This is a genomic window from Burkholderia sp. AU27893, assembly GCF_002223205.1.
GTDB lineage: Bacteria > Pseudomonadota > Gammaproteobacteria > Burkholderiales > Burkholderiaceae > Burkholderia.
Genome location: NZ_NKFD01000001.1, coordinates 2,513,090 through 2,533,849, shown reverse-complemented (window position 1 = coordinate 2,533,849; position 20,760 = coordinate 2,513,090). Strand labels below are relative to the sequence as shown.

At 68.2% G+C, this 20,760-nt stretch carries 16 protein-coding genes; 9 read left to right on the top strand and 7 right to left on the bottom strand.

Annotated features, from left to right (window positions below; all coding sequences use genetic code 11):
- Nucleotides 1–15: 15 nt before the first annotated feature.
- The 3 genes from alr (at nt 16) to CFB47_RS11935 (ending at nt 2,887) form a co-directional block, all read left to right on the top strand.
- The gene (gene alr / locus CFB47_RS11945) at nt 16–1,086 is read left to right on the top strand and encodes an alanine racemase (RefSeq protein ID WP_089440451.1); all 1,071 of its coding nucleotides are present in this window, start codon (nt 16–18) and stop codon (nt 1,084–1,086) included.
- 11 nt (nt 1,087–1,097) lie between these two features.
- The gene (gene radA / locus CFB47_RS11940) at nt 1,098–2,474 is read left to right on the top strand and encodes a DNA repair protein RadA (RefSeq protein ID WP_089456623.1); all 1,377 of its coding nucleotides are present in this window, start codon (nt 1,098–1,100) and stop codon (nt 2,472–2,474) included.
- A 146-nt stretch (nt 2,475–2,620) separates the two neighbouring features.
- Nucleotides 2,621–2,887 (top strand): DUF2866 domain-containing protein, encoded by a 267-nt coding sequence (locus CFB47_RS11935; protein WP_039342663.1) that lies wholly within the window; start codon nt 2,621–2,623, stop codon nt 2,885–2,887.
- Nucleotides 2,888–3,087: 200 nt separating this feature from the next.
- Here the strand turns inward: CFB47_RS11935 and CFB47_RS11930 are convergent, their stop codons facing one another.
- Nucleotides 3,088–5,025 (bottom strand): ATP-binding cassette domain-containing protein, encoded by a 1,938-nt coding sequence (locus CFB47_RS11930; protein WP_089461236.1) that lies wholly within the window; start codon nt 5,023–5,025, stop codon nt 3,088–3,090.
- Between the two features lie 136 nt (nt 5,026–5,161).
- Between CFB47_RS11930 and CFB47_RS11925 the strand changes: the two genes are divergently transcribed.
- Nucleotides 5,162–5,641, top strand: coding sequence for a glutathione peroxidase (locus CFB47_RS11925; RefSeq protein WP_089440449.1), 480 nt, complete (start codon nt 5,162–5,164; stop codon nt 5,639–5,641).
- 63 nt (nt 5,642–5,704) lie between these two features.
- On the opposite strand, the gene cls is transcribed toward CFB47_RS11925, so the two are convergent.
- The 6 genes from cls to dapC form a co-directional block, all read right to left on the bottom strand.
- A complete protein-coding gene (gene cls / locus CFB47_RS11920) occupies nt 5,705–7,144 on the bottom strand; it encodes a cardiolipin synthase (protein WP_089440448.1) in 1,440 nt (479 codons plus the stop codon).
- A 108-nt stretch (nt 7,145–7,252) separates the two neighbouring features.
- On the bottom strand, nt 7,253–8,161 hold the full coding sequence (prmB, locus tag CFB47_RS11915; RefSeq protein WP_089440447.1) for a 50S ribosomal protein L3 N(5)-glutamine methyltransferase: 909 nt from the start codon (nt 8,159–8,161) through the stop codon (nt 7,253–7,255).
- Nucleotides 8,162–8,172: 11 nt separating this feature from the next.
- Entirely contained in the window at nt 8,173–9,312 is a 1,140-nt protein-coding gene (dapE, locus tag CFB47_RS11910; protein WP_047850710.1) for a succinyl-diaminopimelate desuccinylase, read from the bottom strand.
- A 90-nt stretch (nt 9,313–9,402) separates the two neighbouring features.
- Nucleotides 9,403–9,771 (bottom strand): ArsC family reductase, encoded by a 369-nt coding sequence (locus tag CFB47_RS11905; RefSeq protein WP_069248286.1) that lies wholly within the window; start codon nt 9,769–9,771, stop codon nt 9,403–9,405.
- Nucleotides 9,771–10,598: a 2,3,4,5-tetrahydropyridine-2,6-dicarboxylate N-succinyltransferase gene (gene dapD, locus CFB47_RS11900; protein ID WP_014896723.1), complete on the bottom strand. Its 828-nt coding sequence runs from the start codon at nt 10,596–10,598 to the stop codon at nt 9,771–9,773. The genes CFB47_RS11905 and dapD overlap by 1 nt, the downstream gene beginning before the upstream one ends.
- A 47-nt stretch (nt 10,599–10,645) precedes the next feature.
- The gene (gene dapC, locus CFB47_RS11895) at nt 10,646–11,878 is read right to left on the bottom strand and encodes a succinyldiaminopimelate transaminase (RefSeq protein WP_089456430.1); all 1,233 of its coding nucleotides are present in this window, start codon (nt 11,876–11,878) and stop codon (nt 10,646–10,648) included.
- Between the two features lie 159 nt (nt 11,879–12,037).
- Between dapC and CFB47_RS11890 the strand changes: the two genes are divergently transcribed.
- From CFB47_RS11890 to def, 5 genes are all read left to right on the top strand, one after another.
- Nucleotides 12,038–12,979 carry a DMT family transporter gene (locus tag CFB47_RS11890; RefSeq protein WP_089456429.1) on the top strand — a complete coding sequence of 314 codons (942 nt, stop codon included), beginning with the start codon at nt 12,038–12,040 and terminating at the stop codon, nt 12,977–12,979.
- Between the two features lie 139 nt (nt 12,980–13,118).
- Nucleotides 13,119–16,631: a chromosome segregation protein SMC gene (gene smc, locus CFB47_RS11885; RefSeq protein ID WP_089461421.1), complete on the top strand. Its 3,513-nt coding sequence runs from the start codon at nt 13,119–13,121 to the stop codon at nt 16,629–16,631.
- 85 nt (nt 16,632–16,716) lie between these two features.
- A complete protein-coding gene (locus CFB47_RS11880) occupies nt 16,717–18,000 on the top strand; it encodes a cell division protein ZipA C-terminal FtsZ-binding domain-containing protein (RefSeq protein ID WP_089461235.1) in 1,284 nt (427 codons plus the stop codon).
- Between the two features lie 144 nt (nt 18,001–18,144).
- Nucleotides 18,145–20,220: an NAD-dependent DNA ligase LigA gene (ligA, locus tag CFB47_RS11875; protein ID WP_089461234.1), complete on the top strand. Its 2,076-nt coding sequence runs from the start codon at nt 18,145–18,147 to the stop codon at nt 20,218–20,220.
- Nucleotides 20,217–20,750, top strand: coding sequence for a peptide deformylase (gene def, locus CFB47_RS11870; RefSeq protein ID WP_039342702.1), 534 nt, complete (start codon nt 20,217–20,219; stop codon nt 20,748–20,750). Before ligA ends, def begins: the two co-directional genes overlap by 4 nt.
- Nucleotides 20,751–20,760 lie beyond the last annotated feature (10 nt).

Here is a 20,760-nt window from a genome sequence, read left to right as displayed (position 1 = left end):
TTACGTAAATTTCCCATGCCGCGCCCGATCTCCGCCACCATCCATACCGCCGCTCTCGCGAACAATCTCTCCGTCGTCCGCCGCTTTGCCGGCCCGTCCAAGGTCTGGGCGGTCGTCAAGGCCAACGCGTACGGTCACGGGCTCGCGCGCGTGTTTCCCGGCCTGCGCGGCACCGACGGCTTCGGCCTGCTCGACCTCGACGAGGCCGTCAAGCTGCGTGAGCTCGGCTGGGCCGGCCCGATCCTGCTGCTCGAAGGGTTCTTCCGCTCGACCGACATCGACGTGATCGACCGCTACAGCCTGACGACGACCGTCCACAACGACGAGCAGATGCGGATGCTGGAAACGGCGCGGCTGTCGAAGCCCGTCAACGTGCAGCTCAAGATGAACAGCGGGATGAACCGGCTCGGCTACGTGCCGGAAAAATACCGCGCCGCATGGGAGCGCGCCCGCGCGTGCCCCGGCATCGGCCAGATCACGTTGATGACCCATTTTTCGGATGCGGACAACGAACGCGGCGTCGCCGAGCAGCTCGCGACGTTCGAGCGCGGCGCGCAAAGCATTGCCGGCGCGCGCAGCCTCGCGAACTCCGCGGCCGTGCTGTGGCACCCGGATACCCACTTCGACTGGGTGCGCCCGGGGATCGTGCTGTACGGCGCGTCGCCGTCCGGGCTGTCGTCCGACATCGCCGATACCGGGCTGAAGCCCGCGATGACGCTCGCGTCCGAGCTGATCGCGGTGCAGACGATCGGGAAGGGCCAGGCCATCGGCTACGGCTCGACGTTCTCCGCGCAGGCGCCGATGCGGATCGGCGTGGTCGCGTGCGGTTACGCGGACGGCTATCCGCGGGTCGCGCCCGAAGGCACGCCCGTGATTGTCGACGGCATCCGCACGCGGATCGTCGGTCGCGTATCGATGGACATGATCACCGTCGACCTGACCCCGTGCCCGCAGGCCGGCGTCGGCGCGCGCGTCGAGCTGTGGGGCAACGCGCTGCCGATCGACGACGTCGCCCGCCATTGCGGCACGATCGGCTACGAGCTGATGTGCGCGGTTGCCGGCCGCGTGCCCGTGCGAGCGGAATAAGGGCGTTGCGCGTGGCCAAACAGAAAACCGTATACGTCTGCAGCGAGTGCGGCGGACAGACCCCGAAGTGGCAGGGGCAATGCCCGTCGTGCCAGGCCTGGAACACGCTGGTTGAGTCGGCTGCCGAATCGCCGTCGGCCCACCGATTCCAGTCGCTTGCGAAGCGGGCGCCCGTCCAGCGTCTCGTCGACATCGAAGCGGCCGACGTGCCGCGCTTCTCGACCGGCATCGGCGAATTCGATCGCGTGCTCGGCGGCGGGCTGGTTCCGGGCGGCGTCGTGCTGATCGGCGGCGATCCGGGCATCGGCAAGTCGACGCTGCTGTTGCAGTCGCTCGCGGACATCGCGAGCGAGCGGCGCGCGCTCTATATCAGCGGCGAGGAATCGGCCGCGCAGATCGCGTTGCGCGCGCAACGGCTTGCGCTGCTCGACGGCGGTGCGCCGGCGGATGAGCTGAAGCTGCTCGCCGAGATCCAGCTCGAGAAGATCCAGGCCGCGATCGACACGGAACGGCCGGACGTGGCCGTGATCGACTCGATCCAGACCGTCTATTCGGAAGCGCTCACGTCGGCGCCGGGCTCGGTCGCGCAGGTGCGCGAGTGCGCGGCGCAGCTCACGCGTATCGCGAAGCAGTCGGGCACCGCGATCATCATGGTCGGGCACGTGACCAAGGAAGGCAACCTGGCCGGCCCGCGCGTGCTCGAGCACATCGTCGACACGGTGCTGTACTTCGAAGGCGACACGCATTCGTCGTTCCGGCTCGTGCGCGCGTTCAAGAACCGCTTCGGCGCGGTCAACGAGCTCGGCGTGTTCGCGATGACCGAGCGCGGGCTGCGCGGCGTCGCGAATCCGTCCGCGCTGTTCCTGTCGCAGCACGAGCAAGTCGTGCCCGGCTCGTGCGTGCTCGTCACGCAGGAAGGCACGCGCCCGCTGCTCGTCGAAATCCAGGCGCTCGTCGATACGGCGCACGTGCCGAACCCGCGCCGGCTCGCGGTCGGCCTGGAGCAGAACCGGCTCGCGATGCTCCTCGCGGTGCTGCACCGGCACGCGGGCATCGCGGCCTTCGACCAGGACGTGTTCCTCAATGCCGTGGGCGGCGTGAAGATCACCGAGCCGGCCGCCGACCTCGCGGTGCTGCTGGCGATCCATTCGTCGATGCGCAACAAGGCGCTGCCGAAGGGGCTGATCGTGTTCGGCGAAGTCGGGCTGGCGGGCGAGATCCGGCCGTCCCCGCGTGGGCAGGAGCGGCTGCGCGAGGCGGCGAAGCTCGGTTTCACGTCCGCGCTGATCCCGAAGGCGAATGCGCCGAAGCAGCCGATCGAAGGGTTGAACGTGATGGCCGTCGATCGGCTCGAACAGGCGATCGATCGCGTGCGCGATCTCGAGTGACCGGCCCGGCAGCCGCCCGGGCCATGCGTGCGGACGATCTGTCACGTAATTCGCTGTAAAGAAGATGTAGGGTTATGTAACCCGACGGACATCGCTTTTCCCTATCCTTTGCCGGATTGTCGAACCGCGCAATGCGAAGGGATCCTATGTTGAAATCGTATGGGGAAGCGCCGAGCGGACGCCTTTACAACCTGCGTGGCTGCCGCGTGTCGGAGCCGATTCGCCAGCCCTGGGGCGGCGGATGCCGGATCGTCGAATGGATCGACGACGAGGGGCGCCTGGCGCGCAAGGTCGTGTCCGAGGACGTGACGGAAGCGGAAGTCGCCGCGGCGATCCGGCGGCCGACCGAAGGGCGCCGGCACCTGATGGGCGACGACGAGCAGATGCCGCGCGACACGTTGCCGCGACGCTGAGCCGGCAACTCGGCGAATCGGGTGATTGCGGTAATGAATGAACAGGCCGGGCCGGCGCGCCCGGCCTTGTCATATCTGGGCCCGCCGAGGGCCGGATGGCCTGTGGAGGTGCTGCGATGCCGAGGGGGGCGGGGCGCGGTGCGGCGCCAGCCGGCACGCCGGGCTGGCCGGCGTATCGGCCGGCCGCGCCGCGACGGCGGTCAGCCGATCTGCTCGAGTTCTTCCTGTGCGGCGAGCCAGTCGGCCTCCACCGTTTCCAGACGCGTGTTGACGTCCCCGAGCTTGCGAATCGCATCGGTCAGTTCCGCCTTGCGCTCGGCTTCGTAGCTCGCCGGATCGGCGACGAATGCGTCGAGGCGCGCCTTCTCCGCGTGCAGTGTCTCCATTTCCTTTTCGAGCTTCGTGATGCGCGTCTGCAGCGGCTTCTTCAGCACTGACAGGCGCTGCCGCTCCTCGGCGGCCTGACGCTTCTGGTCCTTGCGGTTGGCCGCGGCACCTGCACCTGCACCCGAAGAGGCCGCGCTGTCGGCCTTCGCGGCCGCGCGCTGCTCGGCCGCGTGCTGCAGCAGCCAGTCGCGGTAGTCGTCGAGGTCGCCATCGAACGGCTGCAGCCGGTGCTTCGCCACCAGCATGAACTGGTCGGTCGTCGCGCGCAGCAGGTGGCGGTCGTGCGAGACGAGGATCAGCGTGCCTTCGAACTGCGCGAGCGCCATCGTCAGCGCATGGCGCGTTTCGAGGTCGAGGTGGTTGGTCGGTTCGTCGAGCAGCAGCAGGTTCGGCTTCTGCCAGATGATCAGCGCGAGCGCGAGGCGTGCCTTTTCGCCGCCCGAGAACGGCCCGACCGGGGTGGTCGCCATGTCGCCCGAGAAGTTGAAGCCGCCGAGGAAGTCGCGCAGCTCCTGCTCGCGCGTGTCGGGCGCGAGCCGCGCCAGATGCGCGAGCGGCGAATCGTCCTCGCGCAGCGTTTCGAGCTGGTGCTGCGCGAAATAACCGATCGTTAGCCCCTTGCCGTCGCGGACATGCCCCGACAGCGGCGCGAGCGTGCCGGCCAGCGTCTTGATCAGCGTCGACTTGCCCTGGCCGTTCGCGCCGAGCAGGCCGATGCGCTGGCCGTTCTGGATCGACAGCGCGACGCGCTCGACGATCGGGATTTCCGCTCCGCCGTCGGCGTGGTAGCCGCAGCGGACGTCTTCCATCACCATCATCGGGTTCGGCGCGGCATCGGGCGTGCGGAATTCGAACGTGAACGGCGACGCGATGTGCGCGGGCGCGATCAGCTCCATCTTCTCGAGCGCCTTCATCCGGCTCTGCGCCTGCTTGGCCTTGGTCGCCTTGGCCTTGAAGCGGTCGACGAAGCTCTGCAGGTGCTCGATCGTCTTCTGCTGCTTTTCGTACGCGCTTTGCTGCAGCGCCAGTTGCTGCGCGCGCAGCACTTCGAACTGCGAGTAGTTGCCGCCGTAGCGCTTCACCTGGCGGTTTTCCAGATGCAGCGTGACATTGCAGATCGAATCGAGGAATTCGCGGTCGTGCGAAATCACGACGAGCGTGCCGGGGTAGCGGTGCAGCCAGTCTTCGAGCCAGACGATCGCGTCGAGGTCGAGGTGGTTCGTCGGTTCGTCGAGCAGCAGCAGGTCGGAACGGCACATCAGCGCCTGCGCGAGGTTCAGGCGCATGCGCCAGCCGCCGGAGAAGCTGGCGACGGATTCGCGCGTCTGCGCGAGCGTGAAGCCGAGGCCGAGCAGCAGCGCCTCGGCGCGGGCCGGCGCGGTGTAGCCGTCGGCGTCGGCGAACGCCGCGTGTGCGTCGGCTTCGGCGGCGCCGTCATGCGCGGCGGAGGCGGCGGCGATGCGGGCCTCGATCTCGCGCAGCGCGGCGTCGCCGTCGAGCGTGTAATCGAGCGCTGAGCGGTCGACCGCGGGCGTTTCCTGCGACACATGGGCGATCCGCCACGACGGCGGCATCGAGAAATCGCCGCCGTCCGAGTGCAGCTCGCCGCGCAGGACCGCGAACAGGGTCGACTTGCCGGCGCCGTTCGCGCCGATCAGGCCGGCTTTCTCGCCGGGATTGAGCACGAAGGAGGTCGACTCGAACAGCGGCTTGGTGCCGCGCGCAAGGCTGAACTGATTGAAACGGATCACGGCGGAAATGACTGGCCAAAACCGCTATTCTAGACTGCGCGCCGCTCGCGCCGGGCATTGGCCGTTCGGCGGATGTCGCAACGGGGCAATTTCGCCTAGACTCCACGTCGATCCGGTTTCGTAAAAGGAGTGCCCGATGTCCACCCTGTATTCGTTCAGCGCAGAGACGCTTGCCGGCGCGCCGGTCTCGCTCGACGCGTATCGCGGCAAGGTGCTGCTGATCGTCAACACCGCGAGCGAGTGCGGTTTCACGCCGCAGTACGCGGGCCTGCAGAAGCTGTACGACCAGTACGCGGCGCGCGGCTTCTATGTGCTCGGCTTCCCATGCAACCAGTTCGGCAAGCAGGAGCCCGGCGACGCCACGCAGATCGGTGCGTTCTGCGAGCGCAATTACGGCGTCACGTTCCCGATGTTCGCGAAGATCGACGTGAAGGGCGACCATGCGCATCCGCTGTACCGCTACCTGACCGACGAGGCGCCCGGCATTCTCGGTCTCAAGGCGATCAAGTGGAATTTCACGAAGTTCCTGGTCGATCGCGAAGGGCGCATTGTCAAGCGCTACGCGCCGTCGACCAAGCCGGACGAAATCGCCGCGGATATCGACAAGCTGCTGTGACGGCTGCCGGCGGCGTTCGCGGCGCCGGCGCGGATCGCACGGGCGCCGCCGCCGCCCCGGCCGCTAGAGGATCGGGGCGAACAGCCGCGCGACGTGCATCGCGATGCGCCGCCAGGCGGGCGATTGGCGGTATTCGCTCGCATCGACCTCGTACGCCTGCGCGAAATCGGCATCGAGCATCGTCTCGACTTCGTCGGCGAATGTGCGATCGACGGTCAGCACCATGATCTCGAAATTGAGGCGGAACGAGCGGTTGTCGAGGTTCGCGCTGCCGATCGCTGCCGCGATGCGGTCGATCAGCACGACCTTCTGGTGCAGGAAGCCGGGCCGGTAGCGGAACACCTTGACGCCCGCATCGACCAGGTCGCGCGCGTACAGCTTCGACGCCTCGAACACCACGTAATGATCGCGCCGGCTCGGGATCAGGATGCGCACGTCGACGCCGCGCATCACGGCGAGCTTCAGCGCGGCGATCACGGCTTCGTCGGGGACGAGGTACGGCGTGGTGATCCAGACCCGCTCGCGCGCGGCATTGATCGCCTCGACGAAGAACAGCGAGCCCGTCTCCTGCTTGTCGGCCGGCCCCATCGGTACCGCGAGGCAATGCATGTTGTCGCCGGGCTGCGCGGGCGGGGGCAACGCGAGCGGCGGCAGCTTCTGCGTTGCCCAGTGCCAGTCTTCGGCGAACACGTACTGGATGCTCGCGACCACCGGGCCGCGAATCTCGATGTGCGTGTCGCGCCAGGGTGACAGGCGCGGCTTCGCGCCGAGATACTCGACGCCGACGTTGTGGCCGCCGACGAACGCGCAATTGCCGTCGACGACGACGATCTTGCGGTGGTTGCGGAAGTTGAGCTGGAAGCGGTTGACGAACTTCCGGTTGGTTGCGAATGGGTGAACCTCGACGCCGCCCCGGCGCAACGTGTCGACGTAGCTGTGCGGCAGGTCGAAGCTGCCGATGCTGTCGTACAGCAGGCAGCAGCGTACGCCGGCCGCCGCGCGCGCGAGCAGCGAGTCGCGCAGCATCCGGCCGAGCGCATCGTCGCGCACGATGAAGAACTGCACCACCACGTAGTCGCGCGCCGCGTCGATGGCTGCCAGGATCGCCGAGAACGTCGCGTCGCCGTTCACGAGCGTGCGCACCGAATTGCCGCCGAGGAACGGCATGCCGCCGAGCCGCGTGAGCGCGAGCACCGCGGCCTGGCCGATTGCGTCGGCGGCCGGCCCGTCGGTCGCGTCGGTGCTGAGCCAGGGCGAGCGCGGTGTGTGCATGCGCAACATTTCCAGCTCGTGGCGCCGGGCGTCCACGTAGCCGGAGAATTTGCTGCGGCCGAGGAACAGGTACGGAATGAGCGTCAGGTAGGGCATGGCCGCGAGCGAGACGGCCCACGCGATCGCGCCTTGCGACGTGCGCGTATTCATGATCGCGTGGAACGCCGCGACGATCCCGAGCACGTGGATGGTCAGGATCAGGGTGCCGAGATGTAGCCAGTCGAGGGTCATGGGCGCGTGTCGGACTCCTGAGGTCGCGCGGCCGGGCGGCCGCCTACGCGCATCTTACCCAACCGTGCGGCGCAACGGTGCACCGCACGGTGGGCGAGCCGGGAAAGCTCAGGCCTTGCGGGGCAGGTCCGACGCCTGGATCAGGAACACGGCGTCGTCGCCGGCGCTGGTGGGCAGCCACGTGAGCTCGAGGCCGCCGAACGCGGCTTCGACGTGCTCGCGCTCGTTGCCGATCTCGACGACGAGCACGCCGTCGTCGTGCAGCCAGCGATGGGCCTCGGCGACGATACGTCGCACGATGTCCATCCCGTCATCGCCACCCGCGAGCGCCATCTCCGGCTCGTGCCGGTACTCGGGCGGCAGCGCTGCCATCGACGACGCGTTCACGTACGGCGGGTTCGTCAGGATCACGTCGTAGCGCGCGCCCGGGTCGGTGCGGAACGCGGGCAGCGGCGCGTAGAGGTCGCCGTGGTGCAGCGTGACGCGGTCTTCGAGGCCGTAGTCACGCACGTTGATCTCGGCGACTTCGAGCGCCTTGTCGGACAGGTCGACCGCGTCGATCTCGGCGTTCGGGAACGCGCTCGCCGCGAGGATCGCGAGGCAGCCGGAGCCCGTGCACAGCTCGAGCACCGCGCCGACCTGTTCGGGATCGGCGACGTACGGCTGCAGCCCGTCGTCGAGCAGTTCGCCGATGAACGAGCGCGGCACGATCACGCGTTCGTCGACGTAGAAGCGGTGGCCGTGCATCCACGCTTCATGCGTGAGGTACGCGGCCGGCACGCGGTCGGTCGCGCGCCGTTCGATCACCGCGAGCACGGCCGCGATTTCGTCGGGCAGCAATCGCGCGTCGAGGAACGGCTCGAGCGTGTCGAGCGGCAGGTCGAGCGTGCGCAGCACGAGGTAGGCCGCTTCGTCGTACGCATTGTCGGAGCCGTGGCCGAATGCGAGCTTCGCTTTCGAGAAGCGCGTGACCGCGTAGCGCAGCAGGTCGCGAACAGTGGCAAAAGGTGTCGTCATGCGAGGCTCCATCAGGCGATCAGTTGTTCGAGCACGCGGCGGTACACGTTCTTCAGCGGGTCGACGAAGCGCACTTCGATGTGCTCGTCGATCTTGTGGATGCTGCCGTTCGGCGGGCCGAACTCGATGACCTGCGGGCAGATGCGCGCGATGAAACGGCCGTCCGACGTGCCGCCCGTGGTGGACAGCTCGGTCGTGATGCCGGTCTCGGTGCGGATCGCGTTTTCCAGCGCGCCCGACAGCTCGCCGCGCGGGGTGAGGAACGGCAGGCCGCTCACCGACCACTTCAGCGTGTATTCGAGGCCATGCTTGTCGAGGATCGCGTGCACGCGTGCCTGCAGGCCTTCGACCGTGCTGGCGGTCGAGAAGCGGAAGTTGAACAGCAGGTCGGCGTGGCCGGGAATCACGTTGGTCGCGCCGGTGCCGGCATGCAGGTTCGACACCTGCCAGGTGGTCGGCGGGAAGTACTCGTTGCCTTCGTCCCACTGCTCGGCGGCGAGCTCGGCGAGCGCCGGCGCGAGCAGGTGGATCGGGTTCTTCGCGAGGTGCGGATACGCGATGTGGCCCTGCACGCCCTTGACGACGAGTTCGCCCGACATCGAGCCGCGGCGGCCGTTCTTCACGACGTCGCCGAGCTCGGTGGTCGACGTCGGCTCGCCGACGATGCAGTAGTCCATGCGTTCGCCGCGCGCTTCGAGCAGCTCGACGACCTTCACGGTGCCGTCGGTAGCGGGGCCTTCCTCGTCGCTCGTGATCAGGAACGCGATCGCGCCGCGGTGGCCGGGATGCGCTGCGACGAATTCCTCGGACGCGACGACGAACGCCGCGAGCGACGTCTTCATGTCGGCCGCGCCGCGGCCGTACAGCTTGCCGTCGCGATGGGCGGGGATGAACGGCGGCGAGCTCCACTGCTCGAGCGGGCCGGTCGGCACGACGTCGGTGTGGCCCGCGAACGCGAGCAGCTTGCCGTCGCGGCCGTCGGTGCCGCGCTTGACGGCCCACAGGTTGGTCACGCCGTGCGACGCGATGGTCTCGCATTCGAAGCCGAGCGCCGCGAGGCGCTCGGTCATGATCTGCTGGCAATGCTGGTCGTCGGGCGTCACGGACGCGCGGGCGATCAGCTGTTCGGTAAGGGCTAGGGTGGCGGACATGGTTCGGACCACTTTCGATAAAAAATGCCGGCGCGGTGGCCGGCAGCGACAAGACGTCGGGCTGCGCCGACAGGCGCAGCGCGGGCAGCCCTATGCGGCAAACAGCGCCGCGTATTGATCGGCCACGAAGCCGAGCGATTTCACGCGGCCGTTGACCACCAGCACGGGGCGCTTGATGACCGACGGCTTGTGGATCATCAGCGCGACCGCGCCGGCCTTCGTTTCGGCGGCCGCCTTCATCGCGTCGTCCAGGCCGCGCCACGTCGTGCCGCGCTTGTTGACGAGCGCGTCGAGCGACACGTCCTTCAGCCAGTCCTCGACGAGCGGTGCGCTGACACCGAGCTTCTTGAAGTCGTGGAACTCGAATTCGACGCCGTGATCGTCGAGCCACACGCGGGCCTTCTTCACGGTGTCGCAATTCGGAATGCCGTAGACGACCACGGTGTGCGGCTTTGCCATCAGTCGCCTCGCAGCAGCTCGTTCAGGCCGACCTTCGCGCGGGTCTTCGCATCGACCTTCTTGACGATCACCGCGCAGTACAGGCTGTGCGAGCCGTCCTTCGACGGCAGGTTGCCGGCGACGACGACCGAGCCGGCCGGGATGCGGCCGTAGCTGACTTCGCCCGTCTCGCGGTCGTAAATCTTCGTGCTTTGGCCGAGGTACACGCCCATCGAGATCACCGAGTTTTCCTCGACGATCACGCCTTCGACGACTTCCGAGCGCGCGCCGATGAAGCAGTTGTCCTCGATGATGACCGGGTTCGCCTGCAGCGGCTCGAGCACGCCGCCGATGCCGACGCCGCCCGACAGGTGCACGTTCTTGCCGATCTGCGCGCACGAACCGACCGTGGCCCACGTGTCGACCATCGTGCCTTCGTCGACGTACGCGCCGATGTTGGTGTACGACGGCATCAGCACGACGTTCTTCGCGATGAACGAGCCGCGGCGCGCGATCGCCGGCGGGACGACGCGGAAGCCGCCCGCGGCGAAATCTTCAGCGGTGTAGTTTGCGAACTTCGACGGCACCTTGTCGTAGAACTGCGAGTAGCCGCCGGCGGGCATCGGCGCGTTGTCCTCCAGGCGGAACGACAGCAGCACGGCCTTCTTCAGCCACTGATGCACGGTCCAGTTGCCGTCGATCTTCTCGGCCACGCGCAGCGCGCCTTTGTCGAGCTGCTCGATCGCGTGCGCGACGGCTTCGCGGACGTCGGCCGGTGCGGCCTTCGGCGATAGCTCGGCGCGGTTGTCCCAGGCGGTATCGATGATTTGCTGAAGTTGTTGCGACATGTTCGTTTTCGCAGGAGATGGATGGAATTGATCGGATGGACGATTGATTACCGCGCGAGAGAGCGGCAGAAATCGACGATGCGTTGCGCGCCCTCGACGCATTCGGGGGTGCCCGCGACGAGCGCGATCCGGATGAAATCGCGGCCCGGATTCGTGCCGTGCGCATCGCGCGCCAGGTACGAGCCGGGCAGAACCGTCACATTATAGTCGGCGTACAGGCGGCGGGCGAACTCGGTGTCCGACAGCCCGGTGCGCGACACGTTGGCCCACAGGTAGAACGCCGCGTCGGGCAGCTTCACGTCGATCGCGTCGGCCAGCATCGGCGTGACTGTATTGAACTTCTGCAGGTACAGCGCGCGGTTCTCGCGCACGTGCGCCTCGTCGTTCCACGCGGCGATGCTCGCGTGCTGCCAGACCGGCGACAGCGCCGCGCCGTGGTACGTGCGGTACAGCAGGAATTTCTTCAGCAGCGCTGCGTCGCCGGCGACGAAGCCCGAGCGCATGCCCGGCACGTTCGAGCGCTTCGACAGGCTCGACAGCATCACGAGCCGCTCGAAGCCGCGGCCGAGGCGGTGCGCGGCCTCGAGGCCGCCGAGCGGCGGCGCCGCTTCGTCGAAATAGATTTCCGAATAGCACTCGTCGGACGCGATCACGAAGCCGTGGCGGTCGGACAGTGCGAACAGCTCGCGCCAGTCGTCGAGCGTCAGCACCGCGCCCGTCGGGTTGCCCGGCGAGCAGACGTACAGCAGCTGCGTGCGCGCCCAGACTGCGTCGGGCACGGACGCGTAGTCGCACGCGAAGTTGCGGGCCGGGTCGCTGTTCGCGAAATAGGGTTCGGCACCGGCCAGCAGCGCCGCGCCTTCGTAAATTTGATAGAACGGATTCGGACAGAGTACGATCGCTTTCTCGCCCTGTTCGGACGGGCGGGCGTCGATCACCGTCTGCGCGAGCGAGAACAGCGCCTCGCGCGAGCCCGACACGGGCAGCACCTGCGTGGCCGGATCGATGGCCGGCAGCCCGTAGCGGCGCTCGAGCCAGTGTGCGATCGACGTGCGCAGCGCGTCCGAGCCGGCGGTGGCCGGGTACGACGCGAGACCGTCGAGCGCGGCCACCACGGCGTCGCGGATCAGCGCCGGGGTCGCGTGTTTGGGCTCGCCGATGCCGAAGCTGATCGGTTTGAGGGCGCCGGAGGGCGTCACGTCCTTGAACAGGGCGCGCAGCTTTTCGAAGGGATAGGGCTGGAGCGAGTCGAGTCGAGGGTTCACGGGCGAAGCGGCCATCGCGGCCGGTTGGAGCGAAAGAAGCGGCGGGCGCGCCGCACGGCTGCGAACGGGCGCCGATGGCGCGCGGGTCGCAACGGACGATTATAGCGTGACGGAATGCGGTCACGGCCTGCCGGAACGGCGGCCGAGCCGGTCGAATAAAGGGTATTGAACCAAATGAATAACGCGGTACGCGGCAGCCTGCCGACGCTGGCCATCCTGATCGGCGCGTCGGTGTGGGGCCTGATCTGGTATCCGCTGCGGATCCTGGCGTCGCTCGGCGTGACGGGCACGCTGGCGAGCGCGCTGACGAGCCTCGTCGCCTTCCTGTTCGTGATCGTCGCGCGGCATCGCACGATCGCGACGCTGCGCTGGCACTGGGTGCTGCCCGGCATCGCGGTGACGGCCGGCGTGACGAACCTCGGGTTCGTGTGGGGGACGATCCACGGCGAAGTGCTGCGCGTGATGCTGCTGTTCTACCTGACCCCCGCATGGACCGCCATCTACGCGCACTTCCTGCTGCGCGAGCGGCTGACCTGGGCCGGCGCCGGGCTCGCGGCGCTGTCGATCGGCGGCGCGATGCTGATGCTGTGGTCGCCGACGCTCGGCCTGCCGCTGCCGGCCACCCCGGCCGAATGGGCCGGGCTCGCGGCCGGGTTGAGCTTCGCGATGAGCAACGTGCTCGTGATCAAGGCGAGTCGCGAGTTGCCGGAGATGCGTGCCGAGATGCGCACCGCGACGCTGTTCGGCGGCGCGGCCGTGTTCGGTGCGATCGCATCGCTGTTCGAGGGGATCCCGGCCGCGCCGGCGGGCGGCCACCTCGGCACGGCCGCGCTGATCATCGTCGCGATCGGCGTGACGATGGCGTCGAACAACCTGCTCGTGCAGTACGGGCTGGCGCGCGTGCCGGCCAACCGTGCGTCGATCATCATGCTGTTCGAGATCGTGATCACCGCGCTGTCGGCCTGGGTGTTCGCGAGCGAGCTGCCGACCGCCCGCGAGTGGGCGGGCGGCGCGTGCATCGTGCTGGCGACGCTGCTGTCGAGCCGGGTCCATCGTGCCGCGCCGGCACCGGACAAACCCGGCGACGGTCGGGACGGCGCACGCGCGATGGTATGATGGAAGCCGTTTGCGGGGCCCAACGCTGTATGCGCGCGGCCCCGCTTTTGAATTCCGGAGCGCATCGCGCGCATGGGCCGTCGGGCCCCGCGCAGTGCGGCTCCGTCCGTTTCACACCTTCTTCACATCCGATACCGCCGTGCGTCTGAGCTCGATCAAACTCGCTGGCTTCAAATCCTTTGTCGATCCCACGCATTTCCAGGTTCCGGGCCAGCTTGTCGGCGTGGTGGGCCCGAACGGGTGCGGCAAGTCCAACATCATCGACGCCGTGCGCTGGGTGCTCGGCGAGTCGCGCGCTTCCGAGCTGCGCGGCGAATCGATGCAGGACGTGATCTTCAACGGCTCGACCGCCCGCAAGCCCGGCAGCCGGGCCAGCGTCGAACTGATCTTCGACAACTCCGACGGCCGCGCGGCCGGCCAGTGGGGCCAGTACGGCGAGATCGCCGTGAAGCGCGTGCTGACGCGCGACGGCACGTCGAGTTACTACATCAACAACCTGCCGGCGCGCCGCCGCGACATCCAGGACATCTTCCTCGGCACCGGCCTCGGCCCGCGCGCATACGCGATCATCGGGCAGGGCATGATCGCGCGGATCATCGAGGCGAAGCCGGAAGAGCTGCGCGTGTTCCTCGAGGAAGCCGCGGGCGTGTCGAAGTACAAGGAACGCCGCCGCGAGACCGAGAACCGCCTGCACGACACGCGCGAGAACCTGACCCGCGTCGAGGACATCGTCCGCGAACTCGGCGCGAACCTCGAGAAGCTCGAGGCGCAGGCCGTCGTCGCGACCAAGTACAAGGAACTCGTCGCCGACGGCGAGGAGAAGCAGCGCCTGTTGTGGCTGCTGCGCAAGAACGAGGCCGCCGGCGAGCAGCAGAAGCAGCAGCGCGCGATCGAACAGGCGCAGATCGACCTCGAGGCGCAAACGGCGAAGCTGCGCGAGGTCGAGGCGCAGCTCGAGACGCTGCGCGTCGCGCATTACTCGGCAAGCGACGCGATGCAGGGCGCGCAGGGCTCGCTCTACGAAGCGAACGCCGAGGTGAGCCGCCTCGAAGCCGAGATCAAGTTCATCGTCGAATCGCGCAACCGCGTGCAGGCGCAGATCGCCGCACTGAATGCGCAGCGCGAGCAATGGCGCGCGCAGGCCGAGAAGGCGCAGGACGAACTCGAGGAAGCCGAGGAAGCGCGCGCGATGGCCGACGAGAAGGCCGCGCTCGCCGAAGACAATGCCGCCGCGAAGCACGATGCGCTGCCGGCGCTCGAAGCGAAATTCCGCGATGCGCAGGCGCAGCTCAACGACGAGCGCGCGCGGATCGCGCAGACCGAACAGTCGCTGAAGCTCGAAGCCGCGCACCAGCGCAACGCCGACCAGCAGCTCCAGCAGCTGCAGCAGCGCCATGAGCGCCTGAAGAGCGAAGCGGGCGGGCTCGATGCGCCGGACGAGGCGCAGCTCGAGGAGCTGCGCATGCAGCTGGCCGAGCAGGAAGAGATCCTGGCCGAAGCGCAGGCGCGCCTCGCCGACGCGCAGGAAACCGTGCCGCGCCTCGATGGCGAACGCCGTGCCGCGCAGGAGCGCGTGCAGGCCGAAGCCGCGCAGATTCACCAGCTCGAGGCGCGTCTCGCCGCGCTGAAGCAGCTGCAGGAAAACGTGCAGACCGAAGGCAAGGTGCAGCCGTGGCTCGACAAGCACGAGCTCGGCGCGCTGCCGCGTCTGTGGAAGAAGCTGCACGTCGAAGCCGGCTGGGAAGCCGCGCTCGAGGCCGTGCTGCGCGAGCGCCTGGCCGCGCTCGAAGTGTCGAATCTCGACTGGGTGAAGGCTTTTGCCACCGACGCACCGCCCGCGAAGCTCGCGTTCTATGCGCCGCCCGCGGCCGGTGAACCGCCGGCGGCCGTGGCCGGCCTGCGCCCGGTGCTGTCGCTCGTGCGCATCGACGATGCGGGCATCCGCGCGGTGCTGAACGACTGGCTCGGCAACGTGTACGTCGCCGACGACGTCGCGCAGGCGCTCGCGACGCGCACGCAGCTGCCGGCAGGCGGCGCGTTCGTCGTCAAGGCCGGCCATATCGTCACGCGCGTCGGCGTGCAGCTGTATGCGGCCGATTCGGAGCAGGCCGGGATGCTGGCCCGCCAGCAGGAAATCGAAAACCTGACGCGCCAGGTGCGTGCGCAGGCACTGCTCGCCGACGAGGCGCGCACGGCCGCTGTCCGCGCGGAAGCCGCGCACACGCAGGCCACGCAGGCGCTCGGCGACGTGCGTGCACAGGCCGAGCGTGCGACGCAGCGCGTGCATGCGCTGCAGATGGACGTGCTGAAGCTCGCCCAGGCGCACGAACGTTACACGCAGCGCAGCACGCAGATTCGCGAGGAACTCGAGGAAATCGGCGCGCAGATCGAAGAGCAGCGTGCGATGCGCGCGGAATCGGAAGCGAATTTCGAGCGTTTCGACGGCGAACTGGCGGAACTGCAGGCGCGCTTCGAGGACAATCAGCTCGCATTCGAAGCGCTCGACGAATCGCTGACGCAGGCGCGTCAGGAAGCGCGTGACCTGGAGCGCGGCGCGACCGACGCGCGCTTCGCCGCACGCAATGCCGTGGCGCGGATCGACGAGCTCAAGCGCAGCATCCAGGTCGCGCACGAGCAGAGCGAGCGCGTCGCCGCGTCGCTCGAAGACGCACGCGCCGAGCTCGAGACGATCAACGAGCAGACCGCGCACACGGGCCTGCAGGACGCGCTCGAGATTCGCGCGGTGAAGGAAGAGGCGTTGCAGGCCGCGCGGATCGAACTCGACGACCTGACCGCGAAGCTGCGTGCGTCGGACGAGCAGCGCCTCGTCGCCGAGCGCTCGTTGCAGCCGCTGCGCGACCGCATCACCGAATTGCAGTTGAAGGAGCAAGCCGCGCGCCTGTCGGTCGAGCAGTTCGCCGAGCAGCTCGTGACGGCCGAGGTCGACGAGGTGGCGCTGTCCGCGAAGCTCACGCCGGATCTGAAGCCGTCGTACCTGCAGGGCGAGGTCACGCGCCTGAACAACGCGATCAACGCGCTCGGCCCGGTGAACATGGCCGCGCTCGATGAGCTGAAGGCCGCGAGCGAGCGCAAGGTGTTCCTCGACGCGCAGTCGGCCGACCTGATCGACGCGATCACGACGCTCGAGGACGCGATCCACAAGATCGACCAGGAAACCCGCACGCTGCTGCAGGGCACCTTCGACGAGGTCAACCGTCACTTCAGCGACCTGTTCCCGCGCCTGTTCGGCGGCGGCCAGGCGAAGCTGATCATGACGGGCGACGAAATCCTCGATGCCGGCGTGCAGGTGATGGCGCAGCCGCCGGGCAAGAAGAACGCGACGATCCACCTGCTGTCGGGCGGCGAGAAGGCGCTGACCGCGACCGCACTGGTGTTCGCGATGTTCCAGCTGAACCCGGCGCCGTTCTGTCTGCTCGACGAGGTCGACGCGCCGCTCGACGACGCGAACACCGAGCGTTTCGCGAATCTCGTGCGCGCGATGTCCGACAAGACGCAGTTCCTGTTCATCTCGCACAACAAGATCGCGATGGAAATGGCGCAGCAGCTGATCGGCGTGACGATGCAGGAGCAGGGCGTGTCGCGGATCGTTGCGGTGGACATGGAAACCGCCGCGGGTTTTGCCCAGAATTGACGTTTGACGAAACCGGACCGCGTTCGCGCGGCGCATGGGCGCCCGTTCGCGGTTCCGACGAACAAGAATTGCTGATGGAGCGTGCATGGACGAGTTGACACTCGGTTTGATCGGCGCGGGCGCCGTCGTGGTGGGCGGCGTCGTGGTCTACAACGCATGGCAGGGCGCGAAGGTGCGGCGCAGGATGCCGCGCCCGATGCCGGAGGAAGCGGCCGAGGCGATGAACCGCCCCGAGCGCGACGAAGAATTGCCGTTCATCGAGCCGGTGCGCCAGCCGGTGCGGCGCGAGCCCGCGGCACCGGCCCCGGCGGCCGCCACGGGCGGCGCGCAGGCCGAAGTCGCGCGCGTCGAGCCGACGTTCGGTGGCGCGGCGCCGGCCGACACGCCGGCCGATCTGCAGGCCGAAGCGACCGGCGGCGATGCACCGGCCGAGTCGGTCGAGCCGGTTGCCGGCGAAGCAGCCGCACCGGCTGCCGCGCACGACACGCACGCTGAACCGGCAGAGCCGGCCGAACCCGTGCTGCCGGCCGCCACGACGATCTCGTCGGCTCCGCCGGCGATCGTCGACCGCCGGATCGACTGCATCGTGCCGATCCGCCTCGGCGGGTCGCTGCCGGGCGACAAGATCCTGCCGGCCGCGCAGCGGCTGCGCCGCGCGGGCAGCAAGCCCGTGCACATCGAAGGCAAGCCGGAAGGCGGCCAGTGGGAGTTGCTGCAGAACGGCGTGCGCTACGAGGAGCTGCGCGCGGCCGCGCAGCTCGCGAACCGCAGCGGTGCGCTGAACGAGCTCGAGTTCTCCGAATTCGTGACGGGCGTCCAGCAGTTCGCCGACGCGATCGACGGCGCGCCGGAATTCCCGGACATGATGGAAACGGTCGCGATGGCGCGCGAGCTCGACGCGTTTGCCGCGCAGTGCGACGCGCAGCTGTCGATCAACGTGATGTCGGACGGCGCGCCGTGGTCGGCGAACTACGTGCAGGCGGTCGCGTCGCAGGACGGGCTGCTGCTGTCGCGCGACGGCACGCGTTTCGTGAAGCTCGACGCGAAGCAGAACCCCGTGTTCATGCTGCAGTTCGGCGACACGAACTTCCTGCGCGACGACCTCACGTACAAGGGCGGCAACATGGTCACGCTGGTCCTCGACGTGCCGGTCGCCGAAGAGGACATCCTGCCGTTCCGGCTGATGTGCGACTACGCGAAATCGCTGTCCGAGCGGATCGGCGCGCGGGTCGTCGACGATTCGCGGCGGCCGCTGCCGGAATCGACGCTGGTCGCGATCGATCAGCAACTGATGAAGCTGTACGCGAAGCTCGAGGAAGCCGGTATCCCGGCCGGTTCGCCGGTCACGCGCCGGCTCTTCAGCCAGTAACGCGCGCCCGGCGGGCGACGGCTTACGGCGCCGGCGCTCGTCGCTGCAATGCACCGTGCTCGTGTGCACTGCAGCGTGCCCCCGCTCCGGCGTCAAACTGAGATAATCGGAATTCCGATTTTTCAGAACGACTCTGCCGCCAGCATGGCCCGAACCCAAGCCGAACCGCCAGCCAGCCAGCCCGACGCGCGTGCCGCGTGGCTGCGCGACCAACTCGAGCGCGCGAACTACGCCTACTACGTGCTCGACCAGCCGGATCTGCCCGACGCGGAATACGACCGGCTGTTCCGCGAACTGCAGCAGCTCGAAGCCGACCATCCGGAACTCGTGACGCCCGATTCGCCGACGCAGCGTGTCGGCGGCGAGGCGGCCGGCGGCTTCACGCCGGTCGTCCATGACGCGCCGATGCTGTCGCTGAACAACGGCTTCGCCGACGAGGACATCGTCGCATTCGACAAGCGTGTCGCCGACGCGCTCGACAAGACGACCGATCTTGCCGGCTCGGTGACGGAGCCCGTCGAATACGCATGCGAACTGAAGTTCGACGGTCTCGCGATCTCGCTGCGCTACGAGCAGGGCGTATTCGTGCAGGCGTCGACGCGCGGCGACGGGACCACGGGCGAGGACGTGACCGAGAACGTGCGCACGATCCGCTCGATTCCGCTGAAGCTGAAGGGCAAGAACGTGCCGGCCGTGCTCGACGTGCGCGGCGAGGTGCTGATGTTCAAGCGCGATTTCGCACGCCTGAACGAACGCCAGCGGGCGGCCGAGCAGCGCGAATTCGCGAACCCGCGCAACGCGGCGGCCGGCAGCCTGCGCCAGCTCGACTCGAAGATCACCGCGCAGCGTCCGCTGTCGTTCTTCGCATACGGGATCGGCGTGCTCGACGGGATGCCGATGCCCGATACGCACAGCGCGCTGCTCGACTGGTACGAGTCGCTCGGCCTGCCCGTGAACCGCGAGCGCGCGGTCGTGCACGGGGCCGAAGGCTTGCTCGGCTTCTTCCGCCGGGTCGGCGAGAAGCGCGAGTCGCTGCCGTACGACATCGACGGCGTCGTCTACAAGGTCAACCGGCGCGACGAGCAGGAGCGCCTCGGTTTCGTGTCGCGCGCGCCGCGCTTCGCGCTCGCGCACAAGTTCCCCGCACAGGAAGCGCTGACCAGGCTCGTCGCGATCGACGTGCAGGTCGGCCGCACCGGCGCGATCACGCCGGTCGCGCGCCTCGAGCCCGTGTTCGTCGGCGGCGCGACTGTGACGAACGCGACGCTGCACAACGAGGACGAGGTGCGCCGCAAGGACATCCGGATCGGCGATACCGTGATCGTGCGCCGCGCGGGCGACGTGATCCCCGAGGTGGTCGGCGCGCTGCTCGACCGGCGCCCGGCCGATGCCGTCGAATTCGTGATGCCGACCGAATGCCCGGTGTGCGGCTCGAAGATCGAGCGCCTGCCGGACGAGGCGATCGCGCGCTGCACGGGCGGCCTGTTCTGCCCGGCGCAGCGCAAGCAGGCGCTGTGGCACTTCGCGCAGCGCCGCGCGCTCGACATCGACGGGCTCGGCGAGAAGATCATCGACCAGCTCGTCGAGCTGAATCTCGTGCGCACGCCGGCCGACCTGTTCAATCTCGGCTTTGCGACGCTCGCCGAGCTCGACCGGTTCGCCGAGAAATCGGCGCAGAACCTGCTCGACTCGCTCGAGAAGGCGAAGCACACGACGCTCGCGCGCTTCATCTACGGGCTCGGTATCCGTCACGTCGGCGAATCGACCGCGAAGGATCTCGCGAAGCATTTCGGCTCGCTGACGCCGATCATGGACGCATCGATCGAAGAGCTGCTCGAGGTCAACGACGTCGGGCCGATCGTCGCCGAGTCACTCCATCAGTTCTTCGCGGAAGAGCACAACCGGACCGTGATCGAGCAGTTGCGCGCGCCGGGCAAGGTGACGTGGCCGGAAGGGCCGCCCGCGCCGAAGGCGCCGCAGGGCGTGCTGGCCGGCAAGACGGTCGTGCTGACGGGCACGCTGCCGACGCTTACGCGCGATGCCGCGAAGGAAATGCTCGAAGCGGCGGGCGCGAAAGTGGCCGGTTCGGTATCGAAGAAGACGGATTACGTGGTCGCGGGCGCCGAAGCCGGCAGCAAGCTCGCGAAGGCCGAGGAACTCGGCATCCCCGTGCTGGACGAAGACGGCCTGCACCAACTCCTGGAGGGTAATACGCCATGATTCGCGAGATCCTGAAGATGGGCGATCCGCGCCTGCTCGAAGTCGCCAAGCCGGTCGAGCGGTTCGATACACCCGAACTGCACGAGATCGTCGCGGACATGTTCGAGACGATGCACCACGCGAACGGCGCCGGCCTGGCCGCGCCGCAGATCGGCATCGGGCTGCAGATCATCATCTTCGGCTTCGGCAACAACAACCGCTACCCGGACGCGCCGCCGGTGCCCGAGACCGTGCTGATCAACCCGAAGATCGAGTACCTGCCGCCGGACATGGAAGAGGGCTGGGAAGGCTGCCTGTCGGTGCCGGGCATGCGCGGCGTCGTCAGCCGCTACGCGAAGGTGCGCTACAGCGGCTTCGACCAGTACGGCGAGAAGATCGACCGCGTGGCCGACGGTTTTCACGCACGCGTCGTCCAGCACGAATACGATCACCTGATCGGCAAGCTGTATCCGATGCGGATCACCGACTTCACGCGCTTCGGCTTCACGGAAGTGCTGTTCCCGGGGCTCGATCCGGCTTCCGACGATTGATCGGCCGGCT